General features: G+C 71.7%; 15 protein-coding genes and 1 tRNA gene. 5 read left to right on the top strand and 11 right to left on the bottom strand.

Going from position 1 to position 17,273, the window contains the following annotated elements; translation table 11 throughout:
• Positions 1-32: 32 nt before the first annotated feature.
• Together ACFIF2_RS02870 and ACFIF2_RS02865 are read left to right on the top strand one after the other, a co-directional pair.
• Positions 33-797 (top strand): response regulator transcription factor, encoded by a 765-nt coding sequence (locus ACFIF2_RS02870; RefSeq protein WP_395570845.1) that lies wholly within the window; start codon positions 33-35, stop codon positions 795-797.
• A complete protein-coding gene (locus ACFIF2_RS02865) occupies positions 794-2,203 on the top strand; it encodes a sensor histidine kinase (RefSeq protein WP_395570844.1) in 1,410 nt (469 codons plus the stop codon). Before ACFIF2_RS02870 ends, ACFIF2_RS02865 begins: the two co-directional genes overlap by 4 nt.
• Before the next feature lie 106 nt (positions 2,204-2,309).
• Here ACFIF2_RS02865 and ACFIF2_RS02860 read toward each other — a convergent pair whose 3' ends face one another.
• The 4 genes from ACFIF2_RS02860 to ACFIF2_RS02845 all read right to left on the bottom strand — a co-directional run bounded on the left by ACFIF2_RS02860 (position 2,310) and on the right by ACFIF2_RS02845 (position 7,109).
• Positions 2,310-3,749: a GH1 family beta-glucosidase gene (locus ACFIF2_RS02860; RefSeq protein ID WP_395570843.1), complete on the bottom strand. Its 1,440-nt coding sequence runs from the start codon at positions 3,747-3,749 to the stop codon at positions 2,310-2,312.
• 100 nt (positions 3,750-3,849) lie between these two features.
• Entirely contained in the window at positions 3,850-4,758 is a 909-nt protein-coding gene (locus ACFIF2_RS02855; protein ID WP_395570842.1) for a carbohydrate ABC transporter permease, read from the bottom strand.
• 12 nt (positions 4,759-4,770) lie between these two features.
• The gene (locus ACFIF2_RS02850; RefSeq protein WP_395571039.1) at positions 4,771-5,778 is read right to left on the bottom strand and encodes a carbohydrate ABC transporter permease; all 1,008 of its coding nucleotides are present in this window, start codon (positions 5,776-5,778) and stop codon (positions 4,771-4,773) included.
• Between the two features lie 5 nt (positions 5,779-5,783).
• A complete protein-coding gene (locus ACFIF2_RS02845; protein WP_395570841.1) occupies positions 5,784-7,109 on the bottom strand; it encodes an extracellular solute-binding protein in 1,326 nt (441 codons plus the stop codon).
• Positions 7,110-7,473: 364 nt separating this feature from the next.
• Between ACFIF2_RS02845 and ACFIF2_RS02840 the strand changes: the two genes are divergently transcribed.
• On the top strand, positions 7,474-8,529 hold the full coding sequence (locus tag ACFIF2_RS02840) for a LacI family DNA-binding transcriptional regulator (RefSeq protein WP_395570840.1): 1,056 nt from the start codon (positions 7,474-7,476) through the stop codon (positions 8,527-8,529).
• Positions 8,530-8,648: 119 nt separating this feature from the next.
• Here the strand turns inward: ACFIF2_RS02840 and ACFIF2_RS02835 are convergent.
• From ACFIF2_RS02835 to ACFIF2_RS02820, 4 genes are all read right to left on the bottom strand, one after another.
• Positions 8,649-8,721 (bottom strand) — tRNA-His (locus ACFIF2_RS02835).
• Positions 8,722-8,843: 122 nt separating this feature from the next.
• On the bottom strand, positions 8,844-9,446 hold the full coding sequence (gene orn, locus ACFIF2_RS02830; RefSeq protein ID WP_395570839.1) for an oligoribonuclease: 603 nt from the start codon (positions 9,444-9,446) through the stop codon (positions 8,844-8,846).
• 99 nt (positions 9,447-9,545) lie between these two features.
• Complete coding sequence (locus tag ACFIF2_RS02825) at positions 9,546-10,739, bottom strand: helix-turn-helix domain-containing protein (RefSeq protein ID WP_395570838.1); 1,194 nt, start codon at positions 10,737-10,739, stop codon at positions 9,546-9,548.
• A gap of 386 nt (positions 10,740-11,125) precedes the next feature.
• Positions 11,126-11,452 carry a hypothetical protein gene (locus tag ACFIF2_RS02820; RefSeq protein ID WP_395570837.1) on the bottom strand — a complete coding sequence of 109 codons (327 nt, stop codon included), beginning with the start codon at positions 11,450-11,452 and terminating at the stop codon, positions 11,126-11,128.
• Positions 11,453-11,750: 298 nt separating this feature from the next.
• Between ACFIF2_RS02820 and ACFIF2_RS02815 the strand changes: the two genes are divergently transcribed.
• On the top strand, positions 11,751-12,278 hold the full coding sequence (locus tag ACFIF2_RS02815; RefSeq protein WP_395570836.1) for a universal stress protein: 528 nt from the start codon (positions 11,751-11,753) through the stop codon (positions 12,276-12,278).
• Between the two features lie 159 nt (positions 12,279-12,437).
• Here the strand turns inward: ACFIF2_RS02815 and glmS are convergent, their stop codons facing one another.
• The 3 genes from glmS to ACFIF2_RS02800 all read right to left on the bottom strand — a co-directional run bounded on the left by glmS (position 12,438) and on the right by ACFIF2_RS02800 (position 15,507).
• Positions 12,438-14,255, bottom strand: coding sequence for a glutamine--fructose-6-phosphate transaminase (isomerizing) (gene glmS / locus ACFIF2_RS02810; protein ID WP_395570835.1), 1,818 nt, complete (start codon positions 14,253-14,255; stop codon positions 12,438-12,440).
• A 30-nt stretch (positions 14,256-14,285) separates the two neighbouring features.
• Positions 14,286-14,543 (bottom strand): hypothetical protein, encoded by a 258-nt coding sequence (locus ACFIF2_RS02805; RefSeq protein ID WP_395570834.1) that lies wholly within the window; start codon positions 14,541-14,543, stop codon positions 14,286-14,288.
• A 76-nt stretch (positions 14,544-14,619) separates the two neighbouring features.
• Positions 14,620-15,507 (bottom strand): DUF4429 domain-containing protein, encoded by an 888-nt coding sequence (locus ACFIF2_RS02800; protein WP_395570833.1) that lies wholly within the window; start codon positions 15,505-15,507, stop codon positions 14,620-14,622.
• An 89-nt stretch (positions 15,508-15,596) separates the two neighbouring features.
• Between ACFIF2_RS02800 and ACFIF2_RS02795 the strand changes: the two genes are divergently transcribed.
• Positions 15,597-17,207 carry a beta-N-acetylhexosaminidase gene (locus tag ACFIF2_RS02795; protein ID WP_395570832.1) on the top strand — a complete coding sequence of 537 codons (1,611 nt, stop codon included), beginning with the start codon at positions 15,597-15,599 and terminating at the stop codon, positions 17,205-17,207.
• The last annotated feature ends 66 nt before the right edge of the window (positions 17,208-17,273 follow it).

Raw genomic sequence — 17,273 nt, 5'->3', positions numbered from 1 at the left:
CGCTTTCCGGCGCATGGCGTACGGTGCCGCCCATGGCAAGTGTGCTCGTGGTCGAGGACGACCAGTTCGTACGCTCGGCGCTCATCCGGCACCTGACCGACGCCGCGCACACCGTGCGCAGTGTGGGTACGGCGCTGGAGGCGCTGCGCGAGGTCGCCCATTTCCGTTTCGACGTGGTGATCCTGGACCTCGGACTGCCCGACCTGGACGGTTCCGAGGCCCTGAAGATGCTGCGCGGCATCACCGACGTACCGGTGATCGTCGCCACCGCCCGGGACGACGAGGCGGAGGTCGTACGGCTGTTGAACGCGGGCGCCGACGACTACCTCACCAAGCCGTTCTCCGTCGAGCACCTGTCGGCCCGGATGGCGGCCGTCCTGCGCCGCGCCCGGTCCGGGCCCGCCGAGGCGGCGCCGTCCACCGTCATCCGGGTCGGCGGCCTCACCGTCGACCCGCTGCGCCGGCAGGCCGAACTGGACGGTAACCGGCTCGACCTGACCCGCCGTGAGTTCGACCTGCTCGCCTTCCTGGCCGGCCGTCCGGGCGTCGTCGTCCCCCGCAAGGAGCTGCTCGCCGAGGTCTGGCAGCAGTCCTACGGCGACGACCAGACCATCGACGTCCACCTGTCCTGGCTGCGGCGCAAGCTCGGCGAGACCGCGGCCCGGCCGCGCTATCTGCACACCCTGCGCGGAGTCGGCGTGAAGCTCGAACCGCCCACGGAACCGCCCGCCGGGCCACCCACGCAGCCGTCCGCCGGGCCGTCCGCCGGTCTTCCCGGAGCGGAGCCGCCGCGATGAGGTGGGCCCTGGTCAAGGTGTCGCTCGCGGTGACCGCGATGGTCGTGGTCGCCTTCGCGGTGCCGCTCGGGCTGGTCATCCGGGAGATGGCCCGGGACCGCGCCTTCTCCAACGCCGAGCGGGAGGCGGCGGCCGTCGCCCCGGCGCTGTCCATCACCACCGACCGCGAGCAGCTGGAACGCGTCGTCGCCTCCGCCGGCTCGGACACCGCGATGGCCGTGCACATACCGGCGTCCGGTGGGGAGGGCGATGCGACCGACCTCGGCCGGCAGCGAGCCACCGACGAGGACATCGCCGCCGTACGGGAGATGGGCCGCGCCTCCACCACAGAGGTGCGCGGCGGCTCCACGCTGCTCCAGCCCGTCGCGCTCAGCTCCGGCGAGATCGCGGTCGTCGAGGTGTACGTCCCCGAGTCCGAGGTCACCAACGGCGTCGGCACGGCCTGGGCGGTGCTCGCCGCGGTCGGCGCCGCACTGATCGTCGGCTCGGTCGCCGTCGCCGACCGGCTGGGCCTGCGGATGGTGCAGCCGGCCCGGCGCCTGGCCGACGGCGCGCACGAGCTGGGGGAGGGGAAGCTCGGCGCGCGGGTGCCGGAGGAGGGGCCGAACGAACTGCGCCTCGCGGCGGCCGCGTTCAACTCGATGGCGGACCAGGTGGTCCAACTCCTGGCCAACGAACGGGAACTGGCCGCGGACCTGTCCCACCGCCTGCGCACCCCGCTGACCGTGCTGCGGCTCAACGCGGCCTCGCTCGGGGACGGACCGGCGGCCGAGCAGACCCGGGCCGCCGTGGAGCAGCTGGAGCGCGAGGTCGACACCATCATCCGTACCGCCCGGGACGCCAAGCCGCAGACCGCCGCGGCCCCTCCCGGCGCCGGGTGCGACGCGGCCGAGGTGGTCCGGGAGCGCATGGCGTTCTGGTCCGCGCTCGCCGAGGACGAGGGCCGCAAGTGGCGGGTGGCCGGCGCCGACCGCCCGGTGCGCATACCCGTGGCCCGCGCCGACCTCGCCGCGTCCCTGGACGCCCTGCTCGGCAACGTCTTCCGGCACACCGCCGAGGGCACCGCCTTCGCCGTCGACCTGCACAACGGCGAGGACGCGGTGATCGTCCTCGTGTCCGACGCCGGCCCCGGCATCCCCGACCCCCAGGCGGCGATGGCCCGCGGCCGGGGCTCGGGCAGCGACGGGTCGACCGGGCTCGGCCTGGACATCGTGCGCCGGCTGGCGGAGTCGACCGGCGGGGACGTACGCATCGGTGCCTCCGTGCTCGGCGGCACCGAGGTGCGGATCTGGATCCAGCTCGACGGGCGGGCGGCGCCCGCGCGGCGCGGGCACCGGGGGACCGTCCGGCGCCGCCGCGGCCCCCGGCTGGTCGCCGGCTTCAACCGGTCCCGGTCCCTCCCCTGACCGCGCACGCAGGAGGGGCGCGGCACCCCCCGTGGCATGCCGCGCCCCCCTCCTCGCCCCCGTACCGGCGCCCCGCCTCGCTCGCCCGGGCAGGGCGGCCGGCCGCCTACTCCGCCGAATCCACCGGCGGCAGCGTCCCGGTGCGGGCCGCGCGCCCGTACCACAGGGCGCTGGACTTCGGGGTGCGCTGCTGGGACGCGTAGTCGACGTACACCGCGCCGAACCGCTTCTCGTAGCCGTAGGCCCACTCGAAGTTGTCCAGCAGGGACCACAGGTAGTAGCCGCGGACGTCGGCGCCGTCGGCGATGGCCCGGCGGACCGCCCGCAGGTGGCCGTCCAGGTAGGCGACCCGCTCCGGGTCGTGCACCGTGCCGTCCGCGCCGGGCTTGTCGTCGTAGGCGGCGCCGTTCTCGCTGATGTACAGCGGCAGTCCGGGGGCCTCACGGTGGTAGCGCATGATCAGCTCGTGCAGGCCGGTCGGGTCGACGGTCCAGCCCATCTCCGTACGCTCGCCCGGCGGCTGGTGGAACGCCACGTCCTCGGCGGCCGGCCACGGCGAGTGGTCGCTCTCGCCGTGGCCGTCGGCGCGCGGGGCGCGCGAGTCCGCGTCGGCCGCCGACACCACGGTGGGCGTGTAGTAGTTGAGGCAGACCGCGTCCAGCGGCTGGCGGATCAGGCCCAGGTCGCCGTCCTCGACGTACGACCAGTCGGTGACCGGCGCCGTCGCCTCCAGCAGTGTTCGCGGGTAGGCGCCGTGCAGGATCGGGCCGTGGAAGACGCCGCCGGACAGGTCGTCGATCTTCTGCGCCGCGGCCAGGTCCGCCGGGTTCTGCGACAGCGGACGCACGACGGAGGTGTTGAGGCTGATCGCCACCGAGTTGCGGGCCGGCATCACCGAACGCAGCGCCACCGTGCCCAGGCCGTGCGCCAGGTTCAGGTGGTGCGCGGCGCGCAGCGAGGCCGCCGGGTCGGTCCGGCCGGGAGCGTGCACTCCGGAGGCGTAGCCCAGGAACGCCGCGCACCACGGCTCGTTCAGCGTGATCCACTGCTCCACGCGGTCGCCGAGCGCCTCGCCGACGATCTGGGCGTACTCGGCGAACCGGTACGCGGTGTCCCGCTCGGGCCAGCCGCCCGCGTCCTCCAGCTCCTGCGGCAGGTCCCAGTGGTAGAGGGTGACGGCCGGCTTGATCCCGGCGGCCAGCAGCTCGTCGACCAGACGGCGGTAGAAGTCCAGGCCGCGCTGGACGGCGGGGCCCCGGCCGGTCGGCTGCACCCGGGGCCAGGAGACGGAGAAGCGGTAGGCGCCCAGCCCCAGCTCCTTCATCAGCGCCACGTCGTCGCGGTAGCGGTGGTAGTGGTCGACAGCGATGTCGCCGTGGTCGCCGCCGGCCGTCTTCCCCGGCGTATGGCTGAAGGTGTCCCAGATCGAGGGGGTACGGCCGTCCTCTCGCACCGCGCCCTCGATCTGGTACGCCGAGGTCGCGGCGCCCCACAGGAAGGCGGGGGGGAAGGTCACCGGCGTCACCGGCGTTGCGGACTCAAGCATGGAAGCGCTCCCATAGCGGGTCGGGAAAGACCGACGCGTAGTGATGACGAGGGGGGAAGGCGGGGCCGGGGCGGCGGTGACCCGGCCCCCGATGGAGAGGTCAGCCCTTGACGGCGCCCTGCATGATGCCGCCCACGATCTGCTTGCCGAAGATCGCGAAGACCAGCAGCAGGGGCAGGGTGCCGAGCAGCGCGCCGCCCATGATCAGGGCCTGGTCCGGGGTGAAGCCGCGACCGAGGCCCGCCACCGCCACCTGCACGGTCGGGTTGCCGTTCTGGGTGAGCACCAGGAACGGCCACAGGAAGTCGTTCCACACCTGCACGAAGATCAGCATGCCCAGCACGGCCATCGCGGGCCGCGCGGCCGGGAACACCACGTGCCACACCACGCGCCAACTGCTGGCACCGTCCACGCGCGCCGCCTCGATGATCTCGTCCGGCAGCGCCTGGAGCAGGTACTGCCGCATGAAGAACACACCGAACGCGCTGACCAGCGACGGGAAGATCACCGCCTGGAGCTGGTCGGTCCAGTCCAGCTTGGCCACCATCATGTACAGCGGGATGATGCTCAGCTGCGGCGGGATCATCATCGTGCCGACCACGATCAGCATCAGCGCGTTGCGGCCCCGGAACTTCAGCTTGGCGAAGGCGAAGCCGGCGATCGTCGACAGGAAGACGACGGTGACCGCCGAGATCCCCGCGACGATCGTGGTGTTGAGGATCGCCTCGCCCATGTTGGCGTCGGACCAGGCGATCTCGATCTTGTCGAAGAGGTTGCCGCCGAACCAGAACGGCGGCGGCGTCTGGGCCAGCCGCTGGTTGTCGCGGGAGGCGGCGATCGCCGTCCACACCAGCGGGAACAGCGACCCGATGGTGAACAGCACGAGGATGATGTACGCGATCGGACCGGCGTGCAGCTGCCCGCCGGCCCGGGCGGCCTTGGACCGCGGGCCCCGCCGGGGCGGCTCGGGCACCGGGTCCGCCGGGGGTTTCGTCAGGGTCGTCGTCACGGCCGGTTCTCCTTAACTACTGGCGCGCAGCCGGCGCGAGATGACGTAGTTGACGATCCCGATCACGATGAGGATCAGGAACATCGTCCAGGCGATCGCCGAGGCGCGGCCCAGGTGCTGGTTGACCCAGCCCTGCTCGTACAGGTAGAGGCCGAGCGTCTGGAACTGGTGCTGGGAGCCGCCCGACGCGCCCTTGTTGGCGTCGAACAGCAGGGGCTCACCGAACAGCTGCGAGGCGCCGATGGTCGACACGACGACCGTGAACAGGATCGTGGGGCGCAGCTGGGGCAGCGTGACGTGGATGAACTGCCGCCACCGGCTGGCACCGTCCAGCGCCGCCGACTCGTACAGGTCCTGCGGGATCGCCTGCATCGCCGCCAGGTAGATCAGCGCGTTGTAGCCGGTCCAGCGCCAGATGACGATGGACGAGACGGCGATCTGGGACGGCCACTTGTCGTTCTGCCAGTCGATCTTGTCCAGGCCGACCAGGTCCATGGCCCAGTTGATCATGCCGTAGTCGCGGCCGAAGAGCAGCACGAAGACCAGCGAGGCGGCGGCGATCGACGTCGCGTACGGCGCGAGCATCACGACGCGGTAGAAGGTGGAGCCGCGCAGCTTGTAGTTGAGGATGTGCGCCAGGCCCATCGCCATCATCAGCTGCGGCACCGTCGAGATGATCCCGATGGTCAGCGTGTTCTTCGCGGCGTTCCAGAAGAACTCGTCGTCGAAGATGCGGGTGAAGTTGTCCAGGCCCGCCCACTGCATGTCGGTGGGCGCGGTCAGCTCCACCGTGTGCAGCGAGGCCCAGCCGGTGTAGATCAGCGGGAACAGGCCGAACGCGGCGAAGAGCAGGAAGAAGGGGGAGACGAACGCGTACGGGCTCCAGCGCAGGTCCCGCTGCCAGCGGCGGGACAGCCTGGCCCGCTTGCGCTCCACCTGGGCGGATGCCCCGGAGGGCGGGCCGCCCGGGGCCGCGCCCCCCTTCGCGGGGGGCGCGGCGGTGTCGTGCCGGGTGGTCATTCCGGTCACTTCTCCAGGTTGTTGTCGATGGTCTTGGTGGCGTTCTCCCAGGCCTCCTCGGGCGACTTGCCCTGGGTGACGAGGATGACGCCGTTGTCCGTCAGACCCTGCTGGATGATCTGGTCCTTCGGGCCGATCACCTGGGCCGGGATGGACTCGGCGGCCTTGGCGAAGATGGAGCCGATCGGCGAGTCACCGGTCATCTCGTTCTTCGCGCCCGTGACCTGCGGCAGCTTGTACGCGGCCGGGGCGCTCGGGAAGCTGCCCTGCACGGCGAACAGCTTGGCCTGCTGCTCCGGCGCGGTCAGCCAGGCGACGAACTTCTGCGCCTCCTCGACGTTCTTGCCGCTCTTGGGCACGCCCAGGAAGGAGCCGCCCCAGTTGCCGGACTTCGGCGCCGCGGCCACGTCCCACTTGCCGGCCGCGTCGGGCTGCGACTTGCCCTTGATGGTGCCGATCATCCACGGCGGGCAGGCGACGGTGGCGAAGAGGTTGTTGGAGATGGTCTGTTCCCAGGCGGGCTGGAACTGGGTCTGCGCCTGGACGAGGCCCTTCTCGGCGGCCTCCGCGGTCAGGTCGAAGGCGTCCTTGACGGCGGGGTTGGTCTTGTAGACGACCTTGCCGGAGGCGTCGTAGAACTTCTCCTCCTCACTGCTGAGGATGGCGTTGATCAGGCCGCCGGGGGAGTCCATGAAGTAGGTGTCCTTGCCGGCACCCTTCTTGTACTTCTCGCCGGCCTCGACGAACTTCTTCCAGTCGCCGGCCCACAGCGCGCCGACCTCGTCGCGGTCGGTGGGCAGGCCCGCCTTCTCGAAGAGGTCCTTGCGGTAGCAGATGGCCATCGGGCCGATGTCGGTGCCGAGGCCGACCGCCTGGCCGTCCTTGGTGACGCCCTGCTTCCACTTCCAGTCCAGCCAGCTGCTGGGCTGTACGCCCTCGACCTTGGCCATGTCCACGAACTTGTCCGCCTGGGTCTCGACGACCTCGGCGATGTTGCCGACCTCGATCGCCTGGACGTCCTGGAGGCCGCTGTTCGTGGTGAGGTGGTTGACCAGAGCGGGGTAGTAGTTCTCGTTCCGCTCGGTGACGGTCTCCTCGATGTTGATGTCGGGGTTGAGCTTCTCGTACTCCTCGTAGAGGCCCGCCTCCTTGAAGCCCATGGTGCCGAACAGGCCGAGGGTGATGGTGGTCTTGCCGCTGCTGTCGCCCGACGACGTGCTGTCCTCGTCGTTGCCGTCGTCGGCACAGCCGGCCAGCAGCCCGGCGCCCAGCGACGCGACGGCCGCGATGACCACCGCTCTGCGGGCGGATCGTGTACGTGCTGCTCGCATTGCGTCCTCCTGTTGCCCTGACGTGCCGACCCCCCGGCCAACTACATGGTTGGACCCGCTGCTTCATGTGGTTCGTTCGACGCTGCGGCTCGGGCGGGGAACGTGCGGGATGTGTAAGTGCCAGGTAGTGTGGGAGCGCTCCCACAAGTGATGTGTTGAAGAGTCGTCGGTCCGGGCGGGGGTGTCAAGGGAGCGGACGCGACGAAGTGCGTTCAGTTATCGGCCTGTTAACTGGACGCTACGGACGGCGTGCGGAGACCTCCGCGCGAGGGGTGGCGGACCCGGAGCCGGTCATTACACCCGACCGGCCTGTTAAATTCCAGGCCAGCCGCAGAGTGCGGGGTGTCGACGGGAGGCGGAGCCGATGGCAGGCCACGGAGCGCGGGGGCGGAGCGGTGGCCGGCCCACCCTCGAAGAGGTGGCGGTCCGGGCGGGCGTCGGCCGCGGCACGGTCTCCCGGGTGATCAACGGCTCGCCCCGGGTGAGCGACGCGACCCGGGCGGCCGTCGAGGCGGCGGTCGCGGAACTCGGTTACGTCCCGAACACGGCGGCCCGCGCGCTGGCCGCCAACCGCACGGACGCCATCGCCCTGGTGGTGCCCGAGCCGGAGACCCGGTTCTTCGCGGAACCGTACTTCTCGGACATGCTGAAGGGCGTCGGCTCCGCGCTCTCCGACACCGAGATGCAGTTGCTGCTGATCTTCGCGGGCAGCGACCGGGAGCGGCGGCGGCTCGCCCAGTACCTGGCCGCCCACCGGGTGGACGGCGTCCTGCTGGTCTCGGTGCACGCCGACGACCCGCTGCCCGACCTGCTGGCACAGCTGGAGATCCCCGCGGTGATCAGCGGCCCGCGCTCGGCCGCGGAGTCGCTGGCGTCCGTGGACTCCGACAACTACGGCGGCGCCCGCTCGGCCGTCGAGCACCTGCTCTCCCGCGGACGCCGCAGCATCGCCCACATCACCGGCCGCCTCGACGTGTACGGCGCCCAGCGGCGCGTCGACGGCTACCGCGAGGCCCTGCGCGACGCGGGGCACGCGCCGGACGAGCGGTTGATCGAGGCGGGGGACTTCAGCGAGGAGGGCGGGCACCGCGCGATGGTGGAGCTGCTGCGCCGCCGCCCCGACGTGGACGCGGTCTTCGCCGGCTCGGACGTCACGGCGGCCGGCGCGCGGCAGGCCCTGCGGGAGGCGGGCCGGCGCATCCCGGACGACGTGGCGCTGGTCGGCTACGACGACTCGGCCATAGCCCGGCACATGGATCCGCCGCTGACCAGTGTGCGGCAGCCCATCGAGGAGATGGGGCGCGCGATGATCGACCTGCTGCTGGCCGAGATCGCGGACCGCCGTCCGGCGGCCTCACGGGGGCTGGAGCGGCATCAGGTGGTCCTGGCGACGGAACTGGTGGAGCGGGCGTCCTCGTGACGGGACGGCGGCCCGGGCGCGCGTGATCCGGGCCGCCCGGCCCCACCGGGCACGGCACACCGCCCCGGAACGCCGTCAGCCGGTGACCTTCTCTTGAAGGTCACCGGCTGACGGATCAGGGTGAGTGACGGGACTTGAACCCGCGGCATCCTGGACCACAACCAGGTGCTCTACCAGCTGAGCTACACCCACCAAGGCCGGTTGTCGAATCCCGCGTGGCGGGGTTCCCCGACCGGCTGAGAAAAAGTGTACAGGGTCCGAAGGGGTGCTCGCGCACGCGTTTCGCGACGCCGCTCCCCGGCGGGCCGGCGCCGCTACTGGGCGGGCAGGACGTGCTTGGCGGCGATCGCCTTCGCGGTCTCGGAGTCGGGGCCCGGCTGCGGGACGAAGACGGCTTCCCGGTAGTAGCGCAGCTCGGCGATCGACTCGCGGATGTCGGCGAGCGCGCGGTGGTTGCCGTTCTTCTCGGGACTGTTGAAGTAGGCCCGCGGGTACCAGCGGCGGGCCAGCTCCTTGATCGAGGAGACGTCGACGATCCGGTAGTGGAGGTAGTCCTCCAGCGTGGGCATGTCCCGCAGCAGGAAGCCGCGGTCGGTGCCCACGGAGTTCCCGCACAGCGGGGCCTTGCCGGGCTCCTTGACGTGCTCCTTCACGTACGCCAGCACCCGCGCCTCGGCGTCCGCCAGCGTCGTGCCGCCGTCGAGCTCCGCGAGCAGGCCGGACGCGGTGTGCATCTGACGCACCACCTCCGGCATCGTCTCCAGGGCCCGCGCGGGCGGGCGTACGACGATGTCGACACCGTCACCGAGGATGTTCAGCTCGGAGTCGGTGACGAGGGCGGCCACCTCGATGAGCGCGTCGTCGGACAGCGAGAGGCCGGTCATCTCGCAGTCGATCCACACCATGCGATCGTTCATGCGGACACCCTACGGCCGACGTCGGCGGTCCGGTCCCCCGGCGTCGGTGTGGGCCTCCACGCCGGACGGGCTGAGATGCCCGTCCGGCGTTTCGCGGGTTCACGGCGCGCTGCGCTGCCCCGGCAGGCTCCCGGCCGCCGCCGGCATCGGGGCGGCCGTGCGGCGGGTCTGGAACGGCACCGCGCCGTCCGGTGACACGGCGGCCGGCTCCGGGGCGGCGGGGGAGCGGGCCGGCCCCGCCAGGCCGGCGTCCGGGTCCGCCTGCCGGTCGCCCTGGGGGCGGCGGGCCCGGTACGCGGCCCGGTAGGCCGCCGGGGACGAGCCGAGCTGGCGGCGGAAGTGCCCGCGCAGGGCCACCGGCGAGCGGAAGCCGCAGCGGCCCGCGACCTCGTCCACCGAGTAGTCGGACGTCTCCAGCAGCCGCTGCGCCTGGAGCACCCGCTGGGTGATCAGCCACTGCAGCGGCGCGCTGCCCGTCAGCGAACGGAACCGGCGGTCGAAGGTGCGGCGGCTCATGTACGCCCGTGCCGCCAGCGTCTCCACGTCGAACTGCTCGTGGAGGTGCTCCAGCGCCCAGGCGACGACCTCGGCCAGCGGGTCGGCGCCGATCTCCTCCGGTAAAGACCTGTCGAGGTAGCGCTCCTGGCCGCCCGAGCGGCGCGGCGGGACCACCAGGCGGCGGGCCAGCGCGCCGGCCGCCTCGTTGCCGTGGTCCGTGCGCACGATGTGCAGACACAGGTCGATGCCGGCCGCCGTGCCCGCCGACGTGAGCACGTCGCCGTCGTCCACGAACAGCTCGCGCGGATCGACGTGCACCGACGGGTAGCGCTTGGCCAGCGTCGGCGCGTACATCCAGTGGGTGGTCGCGGGGCGGCCGTCGAGCAGGCCCGCCGCGGCCAGGACGAAGGCGCCGGTGCACAGGCCGACGATGCGGGCACCCTCCTCGTGCGCCCGGCGCAGCGCGTCGAGCGCGTCATCGGGCGGCGGCGAGGTGATCGACCGCCAGGCCGGCACGACGACCGTCCCGGCCCGGGAGATCGCCTCCAGCCCCTGGGGCGCGGTGAGTTCGAGGCCCCCCGTGGTCCGCAGCGGGCCCTCCTCGCCGGCGCACACCAGCAGTCGGTAACGCGGCACGCCGGCGTCCTGGCGGTCGATCCCGAACACCGACAGCGGTATGGAACTCTCGAAGATGGGGCCGCCGCTGAACAGCAGCACCGCGACGATCTCCTTGCGGCGTCGCCCGGAGAGCTTCCGGGCCGCGGCTTCCGGCGCGGCGGTGGAGTCGTGGCTCATCCTGCTAAGCCCCCCTTTGTGGTCGCGGCGCCCTGATCCCTTCGGGTCTGTCGCTCCAACACGTTTCCCCTCGGTCCTGCACGAGTCCCCCGCCGTAGACAGTCAAGATCGAATCTACTGTGTCCCGTCGCGCCACAGTGGCCGGTTCGGCACTTGGGACATTGTCGACATGGCAACTTGGCGTGAAGCAGTCGATCACGAAGCGTTGCACTCTGGGGCGCCGCAGGGAAGTGCGCCTTGTCGGGGTGGCCAATCCACGTAGGGTGCGCGGGGTCCCCGATGCCCTGTCCGTGCAGGTGGAACGGGGGATGGGGGGTGGTGGGGGCCGGGGATGAGCCACCCTGGGAAGTTGGCTGAAAAGAGGCGCACGCGTGCGCGGAAACCGGTCAGTCGACCGGTGTGTTTTCCGCTGTGTGACGTCCACCCCTATGGGCGCCCCTGCCCGCCGGGGGACCGGCCCGGTGCCGGCGGCCGGGCCGCGGCCCGGGATCCGCGCCGGGCGGCCGGGCGGCGAGGCGCTCGGAGCGGCGCAGCAGCACACGGCACGCGCCGGTGACCGCGGCCAGACCGAGGGCGGTGCCGGCGGCGCCGGCGAGCGAGGTGCCGCACCACAGGAGGACGACCGGGACCAGGAAGCAGCTGAAGGCCGCCCAGCGGACGAGGTCGGTCACACCGTCCCGGGGCGGGGCGGCGGGCTGGCGGGGTCCGGACATGCGTGCTCCCTGGGGCCGGCGGCAAGGGGATCAACGCCCGGGGGGCCGGGCGGTCACGACCGGTCACGGACAGTTGAATCCCGCGCAAACCGCCTGTACAGCGCAGCAACCATTGCGTTACGGGCGCCCCCTCGGGCATGCTCCGGGGAACCCGCGGCGGACCGTACGCGGGATCCGGGCGAAGGAGGCGTGGCGCCGTACCCTTGGGGGTATGGGGTTGGGAAGACCATTCCCGGACACACAGAAGCTCCGCCGCCCACTGTTGTCCCCCATAGAGGATAAAAACGCCGAGACAGCCATGGCCGGTCACGAATTCTTCGAACCCGCGGACCGCAAGCGGCCCGTCGCCGAACCTACGGCGGCCGAGCCCCTGGCGGCCGGAGAGCCACGCCAGTCGTGCGACCCAGCCTTCAAGCACGGTGTCGTCGTCGGCTTCGACGGCTCCACATCAAGTGAGCGTGCCCTCGCGTACGCCATCGGCATGGCTCGCCGGCTCGCTTCGGGCCTGGTGATCGTGCACGTCGCCAACCGGCTGCCCACCACGGTGTGGGCCGGCTGCGAGCCCCCCGTCTTCGTCGACGTGCCGGACCACCGCACCGAGGTGCTGGGGCTGGAGCTGGCGTGCGCGGACTATCTCGCCGAGGTGCCCTGGATCCTGGTCGAGCGCGGCGGCGACATCTGCCACGAACTCGAAGAGGTGGGGCGGGAGTACGAGGCGGACGCCATCGTCGTCGGCTCCAGCCACGGTCTGGTGGGGCGCCTGTTCGGCTCGGTCGCCGGCCGGCTCGCCAAGCGGGCGCAGCGGCCCGTGGTGGTCATCCCGTAGCCGCCTCGGCGGCCTGAGGCGGTCCTGCTGCTCGCGGTCGCCCGGTACGCGGCGACGGCGGTTCTGGCGCACCGGCACACGGGTGTCTCGCGACGCGCCGCGGACGGCCCCCCACGTGTTGGTGGCACATGTGGGGGGCCGTCCGGTTGATCGGTCGCCCTACTCCACCGTCACCGACTTGGCGAGGTTGCGGGGCTTGTCGATGTCCCGGCCGAGGGCCAGGGCCGTGTGGTAGGCGAGGAGCTGGAGCGGGATGCCCATCAGGATCGGGTCCAGCTCGTCCTCGTTCTTCGGGACGACGATGGTGTGGTCGGCCTTCTCCTGCTCCTGGTGGGCGACGGCGAGGATCTGGCCGCTGCGGGCCTTGATCTCCTCCATCGCCGCGCGGTTCTTCTCCAGCAGGTCGTCGTCCGGCACGATCGCGACCGTCGGCAGGGCCGGCTCGATCAGGGCGAGCGGGCCGTGCTTCAACTCGGAGGCCGGGTACGCCTCGGCGTGGATGTAGGAGACCTCCTTGAGCTTCAGGGAGGCCTCACGGGCGACCGGGTAGCCCCGGACGCGGCCGATGAAGAGCATCGAGCGGGCGTCGGCGTACTGCGCGGCCAGCTTCTTGACGTCCTCCTCCTGCTTCAGCATCTCCTCGATCTGCGCGGGCAGCTTGCGCAGGCCCTCGATGATCCGCTTGCCGTCGCGCACCGACAGGTCGCGGGTGCGGCCCAGGTGCAGGGCGAGCAGCGCGAAGGCGACGCAGGTGTTGGTGAAGCACTTGGTGGAGACGACGCACACCTCGGGCCCGGCGTGCACGTACATGCCGCCGTCGGCCTCGCGGGCGATCGCCGAGCCGACCACGTTGACGATGCCGAGGACGCGGGCGCCCTTGCGCTTCAGCTCCTGCACGGCGGCCAGCACGTCGTACGTCTCACCGGACTGGGAGACGGCGATGTACAGGGTGTCGGGGTCGACGACCGCGTTGCGGTAGCGGAACTCGGAGGCGGGCTCGGCGTCCGCGGGGATGCGGGCCAGCTCCTCGATCATCTGGGCGCCGATCTGGCCGGCGTGGTACGAGGTGCCGCAGCCGAGGATCTTCACGCGGCGCACGGCGCGCGCGTCGCGGGCGTCCAGGTTGAGGCCGCCGAGGTGCACGGTGGAGAAGCGGTCGTCGATCCGGCCGCGCAGGACGCGGTCCACGGCCTCGGCCTGCTCGTGGATCTCCTTGTGCATGTAGGTGTCGTGGCCGCCCATGTCGTAGGAGGCGGCCTCCCACTCCACGGTGGTGGGCTCGGCGGTGGTGCGGGTGCCCTCGGTGGTGTACGTGCGGAAGTCGTCCGCCTTGAGGGTGGCCATCTCGCCGTCGTCGAGGGTGACTATCTGCCGGGTGTGGGCGACCAGCGCGGCGATGTCCGAGGCGACGAACATCTCCTTCTCGCCGATGCCGAGGACGACCGGGGAGCCGTTGCGGGCGACGACGATGCGCTCGGGGAAGTCGGCGTGCATCACCGCGATGCCGTACGTGCCCTCGATGACCCGGAGGGTCTCGCGGACCTTGTCCTCCAGCTTCTCGGCCTCGGAGCGGGCGATGAGGTGGACGAGGACCTCGGTGTCGGTCTCGGAGAGGAACTCGACGCCGTCCGCCTGCAGTTTGCGGCGCAGGTCGGAGGCGTTGTCGATGATGCCGTTGTGGACGACGGCGACCTTGTTGTCGGCCGACATGTGCGGGTGGGCGTTCACGTCGGACGGGGCGCCGTGGGTGGCCCAGCGGGTGTGGGCGATGCCGGTGGTGCCCTTGAAGCGTGCCGGGACCTTGGCCTCCAGGTCGCGGACCCGGCCCTTGGCCTTGACCATCTTCAGGCCGGCCGCCTTCGGGGACGTGACGACGATGCCCGCCGAGTCGTAGCCGCGGTACTCCAGGCGCTGGAGGCCCTCCAGGAGGAGGGGAGCGACGTCACGCTTGCCGATGTATCCGACGATTCCGCACATGTATACGTAAACCTGTCCCTCTTCGGCTTCTCAGCCGTAGACGATGCGGCGCAGCTGGCGGAGCGACAGCTCCGGCGGTGCGACCGCCCGGTATTTCAGTTCCGCCGCGATCCGTTCGAAGATCGTCGCGTTGACCAGGCCCTGGGCCTGGAGCTCGCGGTGGCGGCGACGGACGAATTCCTCGGTCGTCTCGTCGAAGTAGGCGAGCACGTCCTGGACCACACGCAGCGCTTCGCCCCGGCTCAGGGGGGTGGAGCGCGTCAGATGATCAACGAGTTCGTCGTGCACCCGGTAGATCCTGGAGTACGGGTGAGGGATTCGCAAGAATCCTGCCCGATTTCGGGCAGGGCTCTCGCGGCGGCCCCTACATGCGCTTCAGCACCGCCTGCTTGGCCAGGGCGAACTCCTCGTCCGTCAGCACCCCGGAGCGGTGCAGTTCGCCCAGCTCCCGCAGCCGCCGCAGCAGCGCGTCGTGATCGTCCTCGGCGGCGGCCGGGGCGGCGGCGGGCGGCGCGCCCTCGGCCGGCCTCGCGTCCGCCAGGGCCGCATGGGCGGCCGGGTGCGGCAGGCGGGCCTGCACGGCCGCGGCCACCAGGGCCATCAGCGGGTCCTTCTTGAAGCCCCACAGCTCCACCGCGTTGGGGTCGTACTTGGGCGGCGCCTTGGTCGACGCGCCGCGCACGGTGAAACGGAGGTGCCCGTTCTCCAGGCCGACCGACGGCTGCCACTTCACCGCGACGATGTCCGACAGGGGGAGGGTGCGCGTGCCGGCGGCCGACTTGGCCTCCTCCGTGTTCCACTTCCACTCCAGCCGCACCCGCTCCCCGTCGAAGCTCGCCACGCCGTCCCCGGCGGACACCGAGAGCGGCACCGAGGGCCCGGGCAGCAGGTAGGCGTCCACCGGGCCGGAGGGAACCTGGTCCAGCAGCAAGGCGTTGCGCACCTCGTCCACCAGATACTCGGCGACGCCGTACCGGTCGGGCTCCACGGTCAGCTGGTACGGGTCGTGCGGCTCGGTCAGCCGGCCGGCGGCCACGTGCAGCAGAGGATCGGCGCCGTCGCGCAGGCGCAGCCGCAGCCGCCCCGACTTCTTGCCCTGCTCGAACGATATGCCCGCCAACGCGGCCAGCGGGACGAGCAGTTCACCCAGCTCCCGGCGGAGCAGACCGACGTTCTTGTCCCGTCCGGGAGTCAGCCGCAGGGTGTCGCCGTCGAAGACCCACGTTCCGTCCTTCTGGATGATTTCCGCCATGCGGGGATTGTTCCACCGCTTCTGCGCACGGCGGTTGTGAGGGAGAGTGGTCAACGCCCATGGTGAGCACCAAGGTGAAGGGAGCGCACGTGAGACCTGTTCGACGGCACCACAGAACGACTCCCCGGCTGACCCGGATTCTGGGATCGCTGCTGCTGGTGGCGGCGATCGGCGCCATGACCACCGGCGCGGCACCAGGCCGGACGACGGCGACGACGACCCCCCTGGACCAGGTGATCCCGGCCCCCGCCTCGGTCGACCCGGGCGGCGCGCCCTACCGCATCACCCGCGGCACGCACATCCGCGTCGGCGACTCGCGCGAGGCCCGCCGCGTCGGCGACTACCTCGCGGACCTCCTGCGGCCCGCCACCGGCTACCGACTCCCCGTCACCTCCCAGGGGAACGGCGGCATACGGCTCCGCCTGGCCCAGGGCCCCTACGGCGACGAGGGCTACCGCCTCGACAGCGGCCGCGACGGCGTCACCATCACCGCGCGCGAGGCGGCCGGCCTCTTCCACGGCGTCCAGACCCTCCGTCAGCTCCTGCCCGCCGCCGTCGAGAAGGACTCCGTGCAGCCCGGTCCCTGGCTGGTCGCGGGCGGCACCATCGAGGACACCCCGCGCTACGGCTGGCGCGCCGCCATGCTGGACGTCTCCCGGCACTTCTTCACCGTCGACGAGGTCAAGCGCTACATCGACCGGATCGCCCTCTACAAGTACAACAAGCTCCACCTGCACCTCAGCGACGACCAGGGCTGGCGCATCGCCATCGACTCCTGGCCGCGCCTGGCCAGCTACGGCGGCTCCACCGAGGTCGGCGGCGGCCCCGGCGGCTTCTACACCAAGGACGACTACAAGGAGATCCTCCGCTACGCCGCCTCCCGCCACCTGGAGGTCGTCCCCGAGATCGACATGCCGGGCCACACCAACGCGGCCCTCGCCTCCTACGCCGAGCTGAACTGCGACGGCGTGGCGCCCCCGCTCTACACCGGCATCAAGGTCGGCTTCAGCTCGCTGTGCGTCGGCAAGGAGATCACCTACGACTTCGTCGACGACGTCGTGCGCGAGATCGCCGCGCTCACCCCGGGCCGCTACCTCCACATCGGCGGCGACGAGGCGCACTCCACCCCGCACGAGGACTTCGTGACCTTCATGGACCGCGTGCAGCCCATCGTCGCGAAGTACGGCAAGACGGTCGTCGGCTGGCACCAGCTGGCCGGCGCCACGCCCGCCGAGGGCGCGCTCCTCCAGTACTGGGGCCTGGACCGCACCGGCGACGCGGAGAAGGCCCAGGTCGCCAAGGCCGCCCAGAACGGGGCCGGGCTGATCCTCTCCCCGGCCGACCGGACGTACCTGGACATGAAGTACACCAAGGACACCCCGCTGGGTCTGTCCTGGGCGGGCTACGTGGAGGTGCGGCGGTCCTACGACTGGGACCCGGCCGCCTACCTGCCGGGCGCGCCGGCCGCCGCGGTCCGGGGCGTCGAGGCGCCGATGTGGACGGAGACTCTGGAGACCCCCGACCAGCTCGACTTCATGGCCTTCCCGAGGCTGCCGGGCGTCGCCGAGCTGGGCTGGTCCCCGGCGAAGACCCACGACTGGGACACGTACAAGGTGCGGCTCGCCGCGCAGGCCCCGCGCTGGGAGGCGCTGGGCATCGACTACTACCGCTCGCCGCAGGTGCCCTGGCCCACGGGCTGACCCGCGACGCCCGACGGGCACCCCGGAGGACCGTCTCCGGGGTGCCCGCCCGTCTGTGCGGGGCCG

The organism is Streptomyces sp. BK79 (genome assembly GCF_044142145.1).
Classification (GTDB): domain Bacteria; phylum Actinomycetota; class Actinomycetes; order Streptomycetales; family Streptomycetaceae; genus Streptomyces.
This window is presented reverse-complemented; position numbering and strand designations above follow the sequence as displayed.